We start from the raw sequence: 14,190 nt of genomic DNA, 5'->3' as shown, positions 1-14,190 counted from the left end.
GTCAATCCGACAGCTGGAAGTCCACCATCGCGGCCACGGTGTCCACCGCATCGGACAGTGCCGCAACGCGCTCAGCCACCGTCGGCGCTGCGAGTACCGCGTAGCGGTCCGCTTGTCCCATCGGCAGCCGGGTGGTCAACGCGTACAACCACATCGCCGCGTCACCGGAATCATCGGCTCCCGCCACGATGTCGCGGCCGCGCACGTCGACGCCCCGCTTGGCGGCGATCCGTTCGAACAGCGCGACCATCCGGTCCTCGATGTCGCGGATCGCCGCAACGTCGACAGCCGCGCCGGGCTGGTCGGGCCACACTTCGACGACCGCCCGCGGATAGGGATCGTCGGGCAACCACTCCAGCACCCGAATTCTGTCCCCCATCGTGCACTTGAGCCGGTATCGTCCGGAGCCCTGGTCGACGTACTCGCTGATGTGGGCCAGCGCCCCGACGTCGCTGCGGGTGTCCCCGCCGCCCACTTCCCGGCCGGCCGCGATCAGCACGACACCGAATGCCGGATCCTCGGTGGCCAGACATGCCTGCACCAGAGCGGTATAGCGCGGTTCGAAGATGCGCAGCGGTAATTCCTCGCCGGGCAACATGGCGACCTGCAGCGGGAACATCGGCACCGTCGGCACGCTCAGATCACCAGCTCTCCGACGAGCGAGTCGACCACCGCGCGCAGGTCGCCGTCGTTCTCCTCGGCGACGCGGCGCTGCCGCTGATAGGAAGCTCCGGTGCGGTAGATGTCGGCCACCCGGGCCAGCTCCGTCGTGCAGCGCAGCGATTTGGCCACCGGCGCAAGGCGTTCCAACACATCGTCGAGGTCCTCGGTGACCAGCCGCTCGTTGCTGTCGGCGTCAAGGATGACGATTGCGTCCAGCCCGTAGCGGGCCGCCCGCCACTTGTTCTCCTGTACATGCCAGGGCGGCATCACCGGCAGCGACTCGCCGGCCTCCAGACGACGGTCCAGGTCGACGATCAGACAGTGCGTCAACGCGACCAGCGCGGACAGTTCGCGCAGGTTCGACACCCCGTCGAAGATCCGCACCTCGATGGTGCCCAGGTGCGGCGAAGGCCGGATGTCCCACCGGATCTCGTTCATGTGGTCGATGATTCCGGTCTTCTTCTGGTCGGCCACGAATCCCTCGAACTCACGCCATTCCTGGAAGTGGAACGGCAGCCCCGCGGTCGGCAGTTGCTGGAACATCATCGACCGGTTGCTGGCATAGCCGGTGTCCTCGCCGTCCCAGAACGGAGAGGACGCCGAGAGTGCGAGCAGGTGCGGGTACTGGTGCAGCAACGAGGTGATGATGGGCATCACCCGGTTGGCTGAACTCACCCCGACGTGCACGTGCACACCCCAGATCAGCATCTGGCGTCCCCACCATTGGGTGCGCTTGATCAGCTCGGCGTAGCGGGGCGCGTCGGTGAGCTTCTGCACCGACCAGTGCGCGAACGGGTGTGTGCCGGCACAGAACAACTCCATGCCACGCTGCCGCACGATCGTGCGCACCGGTCGCAGGGTGTCGGCCAGGTCGTCCATCGCCTGACCGGAGTTCTCACAGATCCCGGTGACGATCTCGACGGTGTTGCGCAGCAGCTCTTTGTGCACGCGCGGGTTCTCACCGAGTTCGGCGATCACCGACGCGGCCTCGTTGCTCAGGTCCCGGCTTTCGGCGTCGACGAGGGCGAACTCCCATTCGACGCCGACAGTCGGCCGGGCAGACCCGGCGAACTCGATCCGGCTGTCAGCCGCGGCCGATGACACCGCACGCCACCCGCGCGCCGGCGTCACCGGTGTCCAGGGTGGTCTGGTCCGGTGGCGGATCGCCGTTGATCTGCTGATAGCGCTCCGGCGGGATGTTGGCGAAGTTGTCCGGGTTGGCGTGGATGATGATCGCCGTACCCTCGTCGGCGAGCAGGTCCTCGGCGGTGAACGCATCGGTGGTGGTCACCAGCATGCCGCTGCCGTCCTCGCGGATCTGCAGCGAGGTCAGGTCACCGGCGGCGGGGTGATCGTCGCCATCACGGGCGCGGTGCAGATGGCCGCCGGCGGAGTTGAAGTCCGCGCGGGCGCCGCCGGTCGGCGCGACCGAATCGGTCTCGCAGGTGCCGACCGAGTGGATGTGCAGACCGTGGAACCCCGGTGTCAGCTGACCGTCGCCGGTGGTTTCCACCGTGACGGTCGCGTAGCCGTCGCTGAACTGGAAGTCGGCAGTGGCCACGGCGGTGCCGTCGGCGTCGCGAAGTTCGGCCTTCAACGTTTCCCCGCCACCGTGGCCGGCTCCATGCCCATCGGGCCCGGCCGTCGGCGACGGCGACCCGGTCCAGATCGCCGGCGTGGTGCCGGGCGAATCGGAAGGGACCTCCCCTGGGGGCGAGCAGGCACTCAACGCAAGGGCGGGCACTGCGAACAAGGTGGCGGCAACAGTCCTACGCATGGGGGTCCTACGCATGAGCAAGAGCCTAGCCAATGACCGCGACGATCACTCCCGGTGGTTGCTCTAGCAGTGGCGGGGGCCGCGGCGCCACCGGTGCTTCCAGCAGCCTGCCGATGTCCTCGGCGGCCTGCTGCTCCTCTGGCGCCTCGCCGAAGTACACGGTGGTCACCGTGGTTTCGGGTAGCTCCAGGTTCCCGGTGTCGGCCACCGTCCAGCCATCCTCACGCAACCGGTCGGCCGTGGTCTCGGCGGCGCCCTCGACATCGGAGATGTTGAACACCCGAACCTCGGGCCGGGCCGGTTCGGCCGGCGGCGGTGGCGCGGTGGTGGTCGTCGTGGTCGCGGTGGCGGCCACCGAGGATTCCTCCCCGTCGGGGTCGTCGCCGAGCGACTGCAACGCGACCAACAGGAAAACCACGCCGAGGAACAACAGGACCATCACCATGGCACGCAGGGGCAGCCCTGAGGAATCTCGCTGGTTCATCGGCGCCTACTGTATCGACCCGGTCGGCCCGGCGGTCAAAGCTTGCGTCGCGATCAGGTCACATCGAAGCCGAGCCGACGCGCCGCACGCGCCTTCTGCCGACTGGCCCGTAGCCGCCGCAGCCTCTTGACCAGCATCGGGTCGGCTGCCAGTGCCTCAGGGCGGTCCACCAGCGCATTGAGCACTTGGTAGTAGCGGGTGGCCGACATCGAGAACAGCTCTTTGATCGCGTCTTCCTTGGAACCCGCGTACTTCCACCACTGCCGTTCGAAAGCCAAGATGTCGTGCTCCCGACGGGTCAGGCCGTCGGCGGGTTCGGTGTCGTCCCCGGACTGCTCAGCCCGCGCGATCGCGCCGTCCATTCGCTGTTGGACCTTTCCGACAATAACTGAATGACATCCATGTAGTTCCGGCGAGTATTCAATCACGGTTCAGTCACGGGCGGGGTCACGGATCGCCGCGCGTCGGCGCCGAAATATCGTCGCGGGCGCCACACTAAGCTTGCCGTCCATGGCCGTACGTCCGATCCGCATCGTGGGCGATCCCGTTCTGCACACCCCGACCGAACCGGTGCCGGTCGCCGAGGACGGGTCGCTGCCCGCCGATCTCGCCGACCTCATCACCGATCTCTACGACACGATGGACGCCGCCCATGGAGTTGGATTGGCAGCCAATCAGATCGGGGTGCCCAAGCGGGTGTTCGTCTACGACTGTGCCGACGCGCGGGGCAAAACCCTGCGCCGCCGCGGCGTGGTGGTCAATCCGGTGCTGGAGACCTCCGAGATACCGGAGACCATGCCCGATCCCGAGGACGACGACGAAGGCTGCTTGTCGGTGCCCGGGGAGTCGTTCCCGACCGGGCGGGCATCGTGGGCGCGGGTCACGGGCCTGGACGCCGACGGCACCCCGATCACCATCGAGGGCACCGACCTGTTCGCGCGGATGCTCCAGCACGAGACCGGCCACCTGGACGGCTTCCTCTACCTGGACCGGTTGATCGGCCGTAACGCCCGTAGCGCCAAGCGCACCGTCAAGTCCAACGGCTGGGGCGTGCCCGGATTGTCCTGGATGCCCGGTGAAGATCCCGATCCGTTCGGGCACTGAGCCGGCGGCCGACCGTTGACCGCCGTCCCGCCACCGGGCACTCGGGTCAGCCTGCGGTACCGGTTGCCGGCGGGATCGGTGCCGCCGCACACCGACGTCGTCGGGCATGTTCTCGGCGCTGCCGGCGACGACACCGGGGTGCGGGTGCGCACCCGGCGCGGGGACGTCGTCACCATCGCCGCAGCCGACGTCCTGGCGGTGCGCATCGTGCCCGAGATCCCGGTTCGCACCGGCGACATCCGCAACCTCGAACACGCCGCGGCGTTGGCCTGGCCCGGCACCGAACAGCACTGGCTCGGCGGGTGGTTCCTGCGTCACGGTCCGGCCACCCGCCGCGCCAATTCCGCCGTGCCGCTGCGCTTCACCTCACACAGCGAGATCGCAGCCGCCGCCCGGTGGTACGCCGAGCGTGACACACCGGCGTTGATCTCCGCGCCGGACCGGCTGTTCCGGATCCCGGCAGGTGTGCTGACAGAGGCCGAAAACCTGGTCATGGCAACCGAAGTCACCGACCGTCTGCGGACCGAGGAGATCGCGGTGTCGACCCGGCCGGATGACCGATGGCTGGAGCTCTATGCACGTGAGGTTCCTGTCGACGTGCTGAGCGCGGTCATCGACGGCCAGGTCGGGTTCGGTTCGCTGGCTGACGCCGCGGTCGGACGGGCGGCGATCACCGAAGCCCCCGACGGCACCCGCTGGGTGGGCATCTCGGCGGTGCGGGTCGCCGAATCGGCCCGTCGCCGCGGTCTGGCTCGCACGCTGTGCACCGGACTGCTGGGCTGGGCAGCGCAGCGCGGCGCGACCCGCGCCTACGTCCAGGTGGTCGACGAGAACGCCAGTGCCCGCAGGCTCTACGAGTCGCTGGGCTTCGGGGTCCACCACAGGTCGCGCTACGTGCGCGCCGAGGACCTACTGGCGCCCTAGCTAGCTGCCGAGCACCTCCAGGACCGACTGCTCGGAGTACGGATCCCCGTCGAAGGCGGTTCCGGTGATCCGTTGGTCGAAGCGTTCCTGCGCCAACCGGTAAGCCTCGGGCGCGAGCGGGTAAAAGTACACCCGCGGAACGACATCGGCGGCATGGGCCAGGTAGTAGGACAGGAACTCGCCGAGCTTGTCGTCGTCGCCCAGGGCCGCGGTGGAGACGTAGAGGAACAACGGACGGGTCAGCGGACGGTACTGACCGTCGCGGGCGTTCTCCAGCGCGGGCAGTACCCCGTCGACGGCAACGTTGGTCATGCGGTCGCGATGGTCCTCGTCGGCCGCCAGATAGTTGCCGACGCCCATGAAGGCCAGCGCATCGTCGTCGTTGGCGATCCAGGCCGACAGCTCGCCCATGTCGTCGGTGCTGCGGTAGTCCGAGGTGATCGATCCGGTCTCACCGACGACGAAATGTGTGAAGTAATCGAAGGTTCCCGAGCCCGGCGGACGGCCGTAGCGAGAGATGGCCCGGTCCGGCCATTCGGCGCGGACGTCCTGCCACGTCCGGATCTCGGAGTCCGGAGACCAGATCGCACGCAGCTCGTCGAGGGTCATATCCAGCGCGAAGGTGTTGCGCTCGTTGCGCACGATGCTCAGCGCGTCGAGGGCCACCGGCAGCTCGATGAACTCGACACCGTTTTCCTCACACATCGCGACGAAGTTCTCCGGCTGGCCCGCGCCGGGAATCGCCACCGACGCGTTGTTGATCGCCGTGTCACCGTTGCAGAACCGGGTGAATCCGTCGAGGGTGCCCTCCGCGGCGACGTCGACAGTGAATCCGCCCGCCCTGGCCACGGCCTCGGTGATCGGCGCCACCGTCGATGAGCCGGACACGGCGATCGCCGCGTCTGCCGCGTTGCCGCCGCAGGACGTAAGGGTCAGCGCGAGGGCGCCAGCGGCGGACAAGGCCGCAGCCGATCGCCGGGCCGGCCGGATGATGTCAGACACCGCGGGCATCTCCCTTCGACGTGTTGGCAGATCCGGTGATCTCTCGCCAGACGATGTCGAGGAAGTTGCGGACCTCGCGCCAGCTGACCCGGGCGTTGGCCATGTGCTCCTCGAGGCGATCGATCTCGGCGTGCTGGGCGCCGTGCTCGCGCCGCGCCTGCAGCGCGTCGCGCAGCCGCGTCACGGTCTCCTCGGCCTCGCTGAGCATTTCCTCGAGTTCCCGGTCGATGTCGTCGGGGCAAGGGTGGTGATCGTTGCTCATGGTGTTGTCGGTTCCCATCAGAAGAGGCTGGTCAGCAGTATCAGCACGAGCGGCAAGGCAACGAACACCCCGAGCACCCACGCCGCGGCGTAGATCTTGCGTTCGGCGGCCAGCGCCCCCAGCCAGGTCGCGCCGCGCAGCGGCAACCCCCGCAGGAACGGCAGCCCGAAGATCAGCAGGGTGGCGAAGACGTTGAACAGCAGGTGCACGTAGGCCGCCTGCAGCGCCAATGTCGCTTCGATGCCGGTGAACCCGAAGGCCGCGATCAGCGCGGTCACCGTGGTGCCGATGTTCGCCCCGATGGTGAAGGGATAGATCTGGCGCAGCGTGAAGGTCCCGGATCCGGCCAGCGGGACGATGAGGCTGGTCGTCGTCGACGACGACTGCACCATCGTGGTGACGACCGCGCCGGAGGCGATGCCGGTCAGCGGACCCCGACCGATCGCCGCGTGCAGAACCTCGGCGGCCCGGCCGACCATCAGCACCTTGAGCAGCTTGCCGATGACGTTGATCACCAGCAGGATCAGCGCGATCCCGACGACGATCAGCACGATGCCGCGCCACGGGTTGGGCAGCGGGCCGGCAGTCCACGCGATCAGGTCTGCGCCGGGTGTGGTTACCGCCTTGACCGCGGTGCCGATGGCTCCGAAGATCGTCGCCACCACGCCGCCGTCCGAACCCGACGAGGCATCGGCCAGCCACTCCGAGGACCGGCGCAGCACCCCGAACATCATCTCCAGGGGCAGGAAGATCGCCACCGCCATCAGGTTGAAGAAGTCGTGCACGGTCGCGGCCGAGAACGCCCGCCGGAAGTCGTCCTTGTTGCCGACCATTCCGAGGCTGACCAACGTATTGGTCAGCGTCGTACCGATGTTGGCTCCCATCAGCACCGGGATGGCGATCTCGATCGGCAAGCCGCCGGCAACCAAGCCGACGGTGATCGACGTGGTCGTCGAGGACGACTGGGTGGCCGCGGTGGCCAGCACTCCGATCATCAAAGCGATCAGCGGGTTGCTGGCGAACTGGAACAGCTCGGCGGCCCGGTCGCCGGTGGCGGATTTGAAGCCGGAGCCGATCAGGCTCACCGCGGTGATCAACACGTAGACGCCGACGACGACCCCGAGCCAGTCGGCGATGCTCTGAGCGCGCCCGGTCAGTCCGAGAAAGGTCAGTGGACCGCGCAGCTGCGCGGGCGGCGCGGATTGATCGGTCTCGGGTGCTGTGGAGCGATCCGCGGACGATGGAACGACCATGCAAGCAATGGATCATTCGGAACCGAACGCAGACCGACGTGGTCATGGCCCGGGGGTGAACGGTCGGCCTCGGCCGGGCGGATCACCGGTTTGCCGCGTCGATAGGGTGAATCCATGCGTCTGGCGACCTGGAACGTCAACTCCATCCGCGCTCGGGTGGATCGGGTGACCGACTGGCTGTCACGCGCCGACGTCGACGTGCTGGCGATGCAGGAGACGAAGTGCTCCGACGACCAGTTCCCGACCCTGCCGTTCGCCGCGCTGGGCTATGAGGTGGTGCACTGCGGTTTCAATCAGTGGAACGGGGTGGCCATCGCGTCGCGGGTGGGCATCGACGACGTCGCGGTCGGCTTCGACGGGCAGCCCAGCTGGAGCGACAAACCCGGCGCCGAGGCCGCAGCCGAAGCGCGAGCGCTGGGGGCGACGTGTGACGGGGTGCGGGTGTGGAGCCTGTATGTGCCCAACGGTCGCACGGTCGACTCGCCGCATTACGCCTACAAGCTGGAATGGCTTGCTGCACTGCGTAATACCGCTACGCAGTGGCTGGCCGCGGATCCGTCGGCCCCGATCGCGCTGGTCGGCGATTGGAACATCGCCCCGACCGACGACGACGTGTGGAGTGTGGAGTTCTACGCCGACAGCACCCACGTCACCCCACCCGAGCGTGCGGCGTTCGACGCCATCGTCGCGGCGGGCTTCACCGACGTGGTACGCCCGCACACACCCGGTCCCGGCGTCTTCACCTACTGGGATTACACCCAGCTGCGTTTTCCGAAGAACCGCGGCATGCGCATCGATTTCATCCTCGGCTCACCGGCGTTGGCCGACCGCACCGAGCACGCCGAAATCGTGCGCGACGAACGCAAGACCGGCAAGAACCGGGTGGGCAGCCCCAGTGACCACGCGCCGGTACTGGCGACTCTGCGGTAACCCCCTTCCCTCCCGCTGCACCACTGCGCTACCGTGGCACTCGTCAACCACGCGGGAGCGCATACCGAACGCGCTGAGAGGACGGGTAGGCCCGTCGACCGTACGAACCTGACCGGGTAATGCCGGCGTAGGGAGAAACGAAAATGTCTGACGTCCGTGTCGCACCCACCGTCACCACCGGTCCGATCTCGGGCAGCAGCAAGATCTATGTCGGTGACGCGCGGGTTCCGTTCCGTCGCGTGCACCTGAGCACCGGCGAGCACCTCGACCTGTACGACACCTCCGGCCCGTACACCGACGATGCCGCGGTCATCGACCTAGAGGCCGGCCTGCCGCGCCGATCGGTCGTGACCGACCGCGGTACCCAGTTGCAGCGCGCCCGTCGCGGGGAGATCACCGCCGAGATGGCGTTCATCGCCGAGCGTGAAGGCGTGCCGGCCGAGCTGGTCCGCGACGAGGTCGCGGTCGGGCGCGCGGTGATCCCGGCCAACCACAACCATCCTGAGGCCGAGCCGATGATCATCGGCAAGGCGTTCGCGGTGAAAGTCAATGCCAACATCGGCAATTCGGCGGTGTCGTCGTCGATCGCCGAGGAGGTCGACAAGATGGTGTGGGCCACCCGCTGGGGTGCCGACACCATCATGGACTTGTCCACCGGCCGCGACATCCACCAGACCCGCGAGTGGATCCTGCGCAACTCCCCGGTGCCGGTCGGCACCGTTCCGATGTATCAGGCGCTGGAGAAGACCGGTGGAGACCCGGTCGCTCTGACGTGGGAGCTGTACCGCGACACCGTGATCGAACAGTGCGAGCAGGGCGTGGATTACATGACGGTCCATGCCGGCGTGCTGCTGCGCCACATCCCGTTGACCGTCGAGCGCGTCACCGGGATCGTGTCCCGTGGCGGATCGATCATGGCGGCGTGGTGCCTGGCCCACCACCAGGAGTCGTTCCTGTACACCCACTTCGAAGAGCTCTGCGAGATCCTGGCCCGCTACGATGTCACCTTCTCCCTCGGCGACGGTTTGCGGCCCGGATCCATCGCCGACGCCAACGACGCCGCCCAGTTCGCCGAGCTGCGCACCCTCGGGGAACTGACCACGATCGCGAAATCCCATGGCGTACAGGTGATGATCGAAGGCCCCGGACACGTGCCGATGCACAAGATCGTCGAGAACGTCCGGCTCGAAGAGGAACTCTGCGAGGAGGCTCCGTTCTATACGCTGGGTCCGCTGGCCACCGACATCGCCCCGGCCTACGACCACATCACCTCGGCGATCGGCGCGGCGATGATCGCCCAGGCCGGCACCGCGATGCTGTGCTACGTCACGCCCAAGGAACACCTGGGCCTGCCCAACCGCAAGGACGTCAAGGACGGCGTGATCGCCTATCGGATCGCTGCGCACGCCGCCGATCTGGCCAAGGGCCACCCGCGGGCGCAGCAACGCGACGACGCGTTGTCCCGGGCCCGTTTCGAGTTCCGCTGGGAGGATCAGTTCAACTTGTCGTTGGACCCCGACACCGCGCGTGAGTACCACGACGAGACGCTGCCCGCCGCACCGGCGAAGACGGCGCACTTCTGTTCGATGTGTGGTCCGAAGTTCTGCTCGATGCGCATCAGCCACGATGTCCGCGACGCGTTCCACAACGAGGCCAGGGAAGCCCGAGAAAAGGGCATGGCCGACAAGGCCCGCGAGTTCGCCGAGCACGGCAACCGGGTGTACCTACCGGTGATGCCGTCGTGACCTACCTGCCGGTGGCGCCACCGGGTCAGGCACCGCTGCGGGTCATGACCATCGCGGGGTCGGACTCCGGTGGAGGCGCCGGCATTCAGGCCGACATGCGGACCTTCGCGATGCTCGGCATCCACGGACTTGTCGCGGTGACGGCGGTGACCGTGCAGAATTCCGTGGGCGTCCGGGGTTTTCACGAGATCCCACTGGACATCATCAGCGGACAGATCGAGGCGGTGGTGTCCGACATCGGTGTCCAGGCCGCCAAGACCGGCATGCTGGCCTCCGCGGAGATCATCGGCGCAGTCGCCGACGCGTGGGAGAGTCAGGGGTTGACCGGCCAGGTGCCGCTGGTGGTGGACCCGGTGTGCGCCTCGATGCACGGTGATCCGCTGCTGCACCCCAGCGCCCTGAATGCGCTCAGACAGCGCCTCTTTCCGCTGGCCACCCTGGTCACGCCGAATCTCGACGAGGTGCGCCTGCTGACCGATATCGAGGTCGTCGACGACGACAGCCAGCGCGCTGCCGCCCGGGCACTGCACGGATTGGGTCCGCAGTGGGCGCTGGTCAAGGGCGGGCACCTGAGGTCATCGGCGCACAGCCCCGATCTGTTGTTCGACGGCAACGACTTTCACGAGTTCGACGCTGCGCGCATCGACACCGGTCACGACCACGGCGCCGGGGACACGTTGGCCGCGGCCGTCGCCAGCGCGTTGGCGCACGGCTATTCGGTGCCCGATGCGGTGGCATTCGGAAAGCGCTGGGTGACCGAATGCCTGAAGGCGGCCTATCCGCTGGGTAGCGGCCACGGTCCGGTCTCGGCGCTGTTCCGGTTGCAATGATCGACGACATCGCCGGCGTGTTGCATGAGCCTGCGGGCACACCGGCCGGTGCGGTGGCGCTGACCCACGGTGCCGGCGGCAGCCGGGAATCGCCGATGCTGGCAGCTCTGTGCGAGGAGTGGGCGCGGCGCGGCTGGCTGGCGGTGCGCTACAACCTGCCCTACCGGCGACGGCGGCCCAAGGGTCCACCGTCGGGCTCCGCGGCGACCGATCAGGCCGGCGTGGTGCAGGCCGTGGCCGCGGTCCGCGCGCTGGTCGACGGACCCGTCATCGCCGGCGGACACTCCTACGGGGGCCGGCTGACCTCGATGGCTGTCGCCGACGGACTCGACGTCGACGCGTTGACGTTGTTCTCCTATCCGCTGCACCCGCCGGGCAAGCCGGAGCGGGCCCGCACCGAGCACCTGCCCCGCATCGGTGTGCCGACGGTGTTCACCCACGGCACCTCCGACCCGTTCGGCACGCTCGACGAGCTACGCGCGGCCGTTGGTCTGATCGCTGCGCCGACCCGGATCGTCGAGGTCACCGGGGCCCGCCATGACCTGAAATCCAGGGCCGTCGACGTCCCGGCAGCGGCCGTGCAGGCTGCGCTGGATCTGCTGGGCTGAGCTATCGTCGCCGGGTGACCGCGCCTCCGCCACCACCGCTGCCGTATCAGTATGGTCCGGGCGACGGGGGCCATCAGCCGCACCATCCCCCGCCCCCGAGGACCAACTGGTGGGCGATCGTGTCGCTGGTCTTCGGCCTCATCGGCGGCGTGGTGATCAGCCTGGCGTGCGGCGTGGTGGGTCTGCTCAAGAGCAAGCAGTACGGCCGCGGGCGCGGGATGTCGATCGCCGGGATCGTGCTGTCGGTGCTGTGGATGGTCGGCGTCGGTGTCGCCATCGTGATCTACAGCCTCTCGGGATCGGGCAACGTCACCGCCACCGACGTCGCCGAAGGCGACTGCCTGGCCGAGATTCCCGAGGGCGACCGGGTGCTGCGGGTGCAGACCGTCGACTGTGCGCAGCCGCACGCCGGTGAGGTGTTCGCGGTGCTGACGGTGCCCGACGGCCAGTTCCCCGGCGACGCCGCCATCGCGGCCTACCACGAACAATGCGGCCCTGCGCTGGAGTCCTACTCGCCGGCTGCGGTCACCGACGATTCAGTGCAGCTCTACGTGCTGTACCCGACCGAGCAGACCTGGGACGACGGGGACCGCGCCGTGACCTGCATCGCGACGCTGGACCCGCCGCGAACCGGGTCTCTGCGTGGCTGAGGTTCCCCGGACCTCGGGTACCGTTTGGTCATGCCTTCGGAGCATTTCGACGCGCTGATCGTGGGTGCGGGTTTCGCCGGAATCGGCGCCGCGATCCAGCTCAAGCGCATGGGATACCACAACTTCGTCCTGCTCGACCGCGAGGACGACCTCGGCGGCACCTGGTACGTCAACCACTACCCAGGCCTGGCCGTCGACGTGCCCACCACGACGTACTCGTACTATTTCGAGCCCAACCCCAACTGGTCGCGGCTGTTCTCCACTGGCACCGAGATCAAGCGCTACGCCGACGACGTCGCCGACAAGTACGACGTGCGTCGCCACATCCGTTTCAACACCACGGTGGAGGGGGCGCGCTGGGACGAGGAAGCCGCGTTGTGGCGGGTCAATGTCGCCGGCGGTCCCGAGCTGACCGCGCAGTTCCTGTTCACAGCCACCGGGTTCCTGTCCCAGCCCAAGCTGCCCGACATTCCCGGCATCGCCGACTTCGCCGGCAAGGTCGTGCACACCACGGCATGGGACGACACCTACGATCCCGCCGGTGAGCGCATCGCGGTGATCGGCACCGGCGCCACCGCGGTGCAGCTGATCCCGGAACTGGCCAAGACGGCCGCCGACCTGACGGTCTATCAGCGCACCCCGATCTGGGTCGCACCGAAGCTGGACTTCGCGATCTCCGACCGCACCAAGCGGCTGTTCGCCCGAATGCCGTGGACCCAGCGCATCGTTCGCGCGATCACCGACACCATTTACGAAGCGATGATCAACGTCGGGGTGGTGCACTACCGCGTCCCGCTGTTCCGCCGGCTGAACATCTCGGCGATGGATCTGTGCAAGATCAACCAGTTCATCCAGGTCCGGGACAAAGACCTACGACGCCGCCTCACACCGGACTACGACATCGGGTGCAAGCGGCCGACGTTCTCCAACAGCTATTTCCGCACCTTCACCAAACCGCACGTGCACCTCAACAGCGACGGCATCGACCACATCACTGCCGACGGGATCGTCAACGCCGACGGCACCAAGACCGTCATCGACACCCTGGTGCTGGCCACCGGATTTGATCTGTGGGAGGCCAACTTCCCGGCCATCGAGGTGATCGGGCGGGAAGGCCGCAACCTCGGTAAGTGGTGGCGGGAGAACAGGTTCCAGGCCTACCAGGGCGTCTCCATGCCGTACTTCCCGAACTACCTCAGTCTGGCCAGCCCCTTTGCCTTCCTCGGGTTGAACTTCTTCAACACCATGGAATACCAGATGCGGTTGATGGACCGGCTCTTCGGCGAACTGCGACGACGTCAGGCCACCACGTTCGAAGTCACCGAAGAAGCCAACTCCGCCTACCTGGACCGGATGACCCAACTGCTCGGCGACTCGCTGTGGACGCTGGGCAACTGTGCGACGTCGCGGTCGTACTATTTCAACCCGCATGGCGAACCCAGCCTGCTGCGGCCGATGTCGACGCGCGACGCCATCACCGAAGCGTCGAACTTCCCGTTGCGCGACTACCACCTCACCTAGGAGCACCGTGCCACAACAGAATTCCCGCGTCGCCACCGCCGCCGGCCTGGCATTGGCCGTCACCGGACTGTCTCACTTCGTGGCTCCGCAGCTCTATGACGGGCTCACCCGGTCGGCGTTCCCGACCGACACGCGCAAGCACGTCTACATCGACGGTGCGATCGAGACCGCAGTCGGCGTGGGCCTGGCTGTGCCGAAGACGCGCAAACTCGCGCTGGCCGGTCTGGCCGGGTACGGGCTGTACATGGCCGTCAACGTGGTGCGCCACCGCTGAGTCACCGCGCGCGGGGTGTTCACCTCTCGGCCGCCTGTTCGCTACCGGTAACGGATATCGATATCCGGTGATGGACGGACCGAGGGACACCACGCGGTGACGCCACCGGACGAGCAGCCGGCGCTGCGACGTCGTCTCGGCCTCTCCGATGCGGTCGTCGTCG

17 protein-coding genes and 1 riboswitch are annotated in these 14,190 nt (G+C 67.7%); of the genes, 9 read left to right on the top strand and 8 right to left on the bottom strand.

Features of this window, described 5'->3' with window-relative positions; translation table 11 throughout:
- Position 1: 1 nt before the first annotated feature.
- From KXD98_RS02330 to KXD98_RS02310, 5 genes are read right to left on the bottom strand one after another with little or no spacing between them, the layout of a single operon-like run.
- On the bottom strand, positions 2-634 hold the full coding sequence (locus KXD98_RS02330) for an LON peptidase substrate-binding domain-containing protein (RefSeq protein WP_260761687.1): 633 nt from the start codon (positions 632-634) through the stop codon (positions 2-4).
- Between the two features lie 2 nt (positions 635-636).
- Positions 637-1,767: a glutamate--cysteine ligase gene (locus KXD98_RS02325; protein WP_260764934.1), complete on the bottom strand. Its 1,131-nt coding sequence runs from the start codon at positions 1,765-1,767 to the stop codon at positions 637-639.
- Positions 1,748-2,440 (bottom strand): superoxide dismutase[Cu-Zn], encoded by a 693-nt coding sequence (gene sodC / locus KXD98_RS02320; protein ID WP_260764933.1) that lies wholly within the window; start codon positions 2,438-2,440, stop codon positions 1,748-1,750. The genes KXD98_RS02325 and sodC overlap by 20 nt, the downstream gene beginning before the upstream one ends.
- Positions 2,441-2,465: 25 nt before the next feature.
- Positions 2,466-2,924: a LytR C-terminal domain-containing protein gene (locus tag KXD98_RS02315; protein ID WP_260761686.1), complete on the bottom strand. Its 459-nt coding sequence runs from the start codon at positions 2,922-2,924 to the stop codon at positions 2,466-2,468.
- A 53-nt stretch (positions 2,925-2,977) separates the two neighbouring features.
- Positions 2,978-3,286 (bottom strand): DUF3263 domain-containing protein, encoded by a 309-nt coding sequence (locus KXD98_RS02310; protein WP_260761685.1) that lies wholly within the window; start codon positions 3,284-3,286, stop codon positions 2,978-2,980.
- A 148-nt stretch (positions 3,287-3,434) separates the two neighbouring features.
- Here KXD98_RS02310 and KXD98_RS02305 point away from each other — a divergent pair, with 148 nt between their 5' ends.
- Together KXD98_RS02305 and KXD98_RS02300 are read left to right on the top strand one after the other, a co-directional pair.
- Positions 3,435-4,028, top strand: coding sequence for a peptide deformylase (locus KXD98_RS02305; protein WP_260761684.1), 594 nt, complete (start codon positions 3,435-3,437; stop codon positions 4,026-4,028).
- A 15-nt stretch (positions 4,029-4,043) separates the two neighbouring features.
- Entirely contained in the window at positions 4,044-4,952 is a 909-nt protein-coding gene (locus tag KXD98_RS02300) for a GNAT family N-acetyltransferase (RefSeq protein ID WP_260761683.1), read from the top strand.
- Here KXD98_RS02300 and KXD98_RS02295 read toward each other — a convergent pair whose 3' ends face one another.
- The 3 genes from KXD98_RS02295 to KXD98_RS02285 are packed head-to-tail and all read right to left on the bottom strand — an operon-like array spanning position 4,953 to position 7,469.
- Positions 4,953-5,954: a PstS family phosphate ABC transporter substrate-binding protein gene (locus tag KXD98_RS02295; RefSeq protein WP_260761682.1), complete on the bottom strand. Its 1,002-nt coding sequence runs from the start codon at positions 5,952-5,954 to the stop codon at positions 4,953-4,955.
- Entirely contained in the window at positions 5,947-6,234 is a 288-nt protein-coding gene (locus tag KXD98_RS02290) for a hypothetical protein (protein WP_260761681.1), read from the bottom strand. The genes KXD98_RS02295 and KXD98_RS02290 overlap by 8 nt, the downstream gene beginning before the upstream one ends.
- Entirely contained in the window at positions 6,234-7,469 is a 1,236-nt protein-coding gene (locus KXD98_RS02285) for a Na/Pi symporter (RefSeq protein ID WP_260761680.1), read from the bottom strand. The genes KXD98_RS02290 and KXD98_RS02285 overlap by 1 nt, the downstream gene beginning before the upstream one ends.
- A 114-nt stretch (positions 7,470-7,583) precedes the next feature.
- Here KXD98_RS02285 and KXD98_RS02280 point away from each other — a divergent pair, with 114 nt between their 5' ends.
- From KXD98_RS02280 to KXD98_RS02250, 7 genes are all read left to right on the top strand, one after another.
- A complete protein-coding gene (locus tag KXD98_RS02280; RefSeq protein WP_260761679.1) occupies positions 7,584-8,399 on the top strand; it encodes an exodeoxyribonuclease III in 816 nt (271 codons plus the stop codon).
- Between the two features lie 41 nt (positions 8,400-8,440).
- Positions 8,441-8,550: riboswitch (TPP riboswitch) on the top strand.
- Positions 8,543-10,144, top strand: coding sequence for a phosphomethylpyrimidine synthase ThiC (thiC, locus tag KXD98_RS02275; protein ID WP_260761678.1), 1,602 nt, complete (start codon positions 8,543-8,545; stop codon positions 10,142-10,144). (Overlaps the previous riboswitch by 8 nt.)
- A 44-nt stretch (positions 10,145-10,188) precedes the next feature.
- Positions 10,189-10,974, top strand: coding sequence for a bifunctional hydroxymethylpyrimidine kinase/phosphomethylpyrimidine kinase (gene thiD / locus KXD98_RS02270; protein WP_396883075.1), 786 nt, complete (start codon positions 10,189-10,191; stop codon positions 10,972-10,974).
- On the top strand, positions 10,971-11,582 hold the full coding sequence (locus KXD98_RS02265) for an alpha/beta family hydrolase (protein ID WP_260761676.1): 612 nt from the start codon (positions 10,971-10,973) through the stop codon (positions 11,580-11,582). Before thiD ends, KXD98_RS02265 begins: the two co-directional genes overlap by 4 nt.
- 14 nt (positions 11,583-11,596) lie before the next feature.
- Positions 11,597-12,232 (top strand): DUF4190 domain-containing protein, encoded by a 636-nt coding sequence (locus KXD98_RS02260; RefSeq protein ID WP_260761675.1) that lies wholly within the window; start codon positions 11,597-11,599, stop codon positions 12,230-12,232.
- 30 nt (positions 12,233-12,262) lie between these two features.
- Positions 12,263-13,753: an NAD(P)/FAD-dependent oxidoreductase gene (locus KXD98_RS02255; protein ID WP_260761674.1), complete on the top strand. Its 1,491-nt coding sequence runs from the start codon at positions 12,263-12,265 to the stop codon at positions 13,751-13,753.
- A gap of 7 nt (positions 13,754-13,760) precedes the next feature.
- Positions 13,761-14,027 carry a hypothetical protein gene (locus KXD98_RS02250; RefSeq protein WP_260761673.1) on the top strand — a complete coding sequence of 89 codons (267 nt, stop codon included), beginning with the start codon at positions 13,761-13,763 and terminating at the stop codon, positions 14,025-14,027.
- Positions 14,028-14,190: the final 163 nt, after the last annotated feature.

It is taken from the genome of Mycobacterium sp. SMC-4, from assembly GCF_025263265.1.
Lineage (GTDB): Bacteria > Actinomycetota > Actinomycetes > Mycobacteriales > Mycobacteriaceae > Mycobacterium.
The sequence above is the reverse complement of the archived record's forward strand: the minus strand, read 5'-3'. Positions and strand labels throughout refer to the sequence as shown.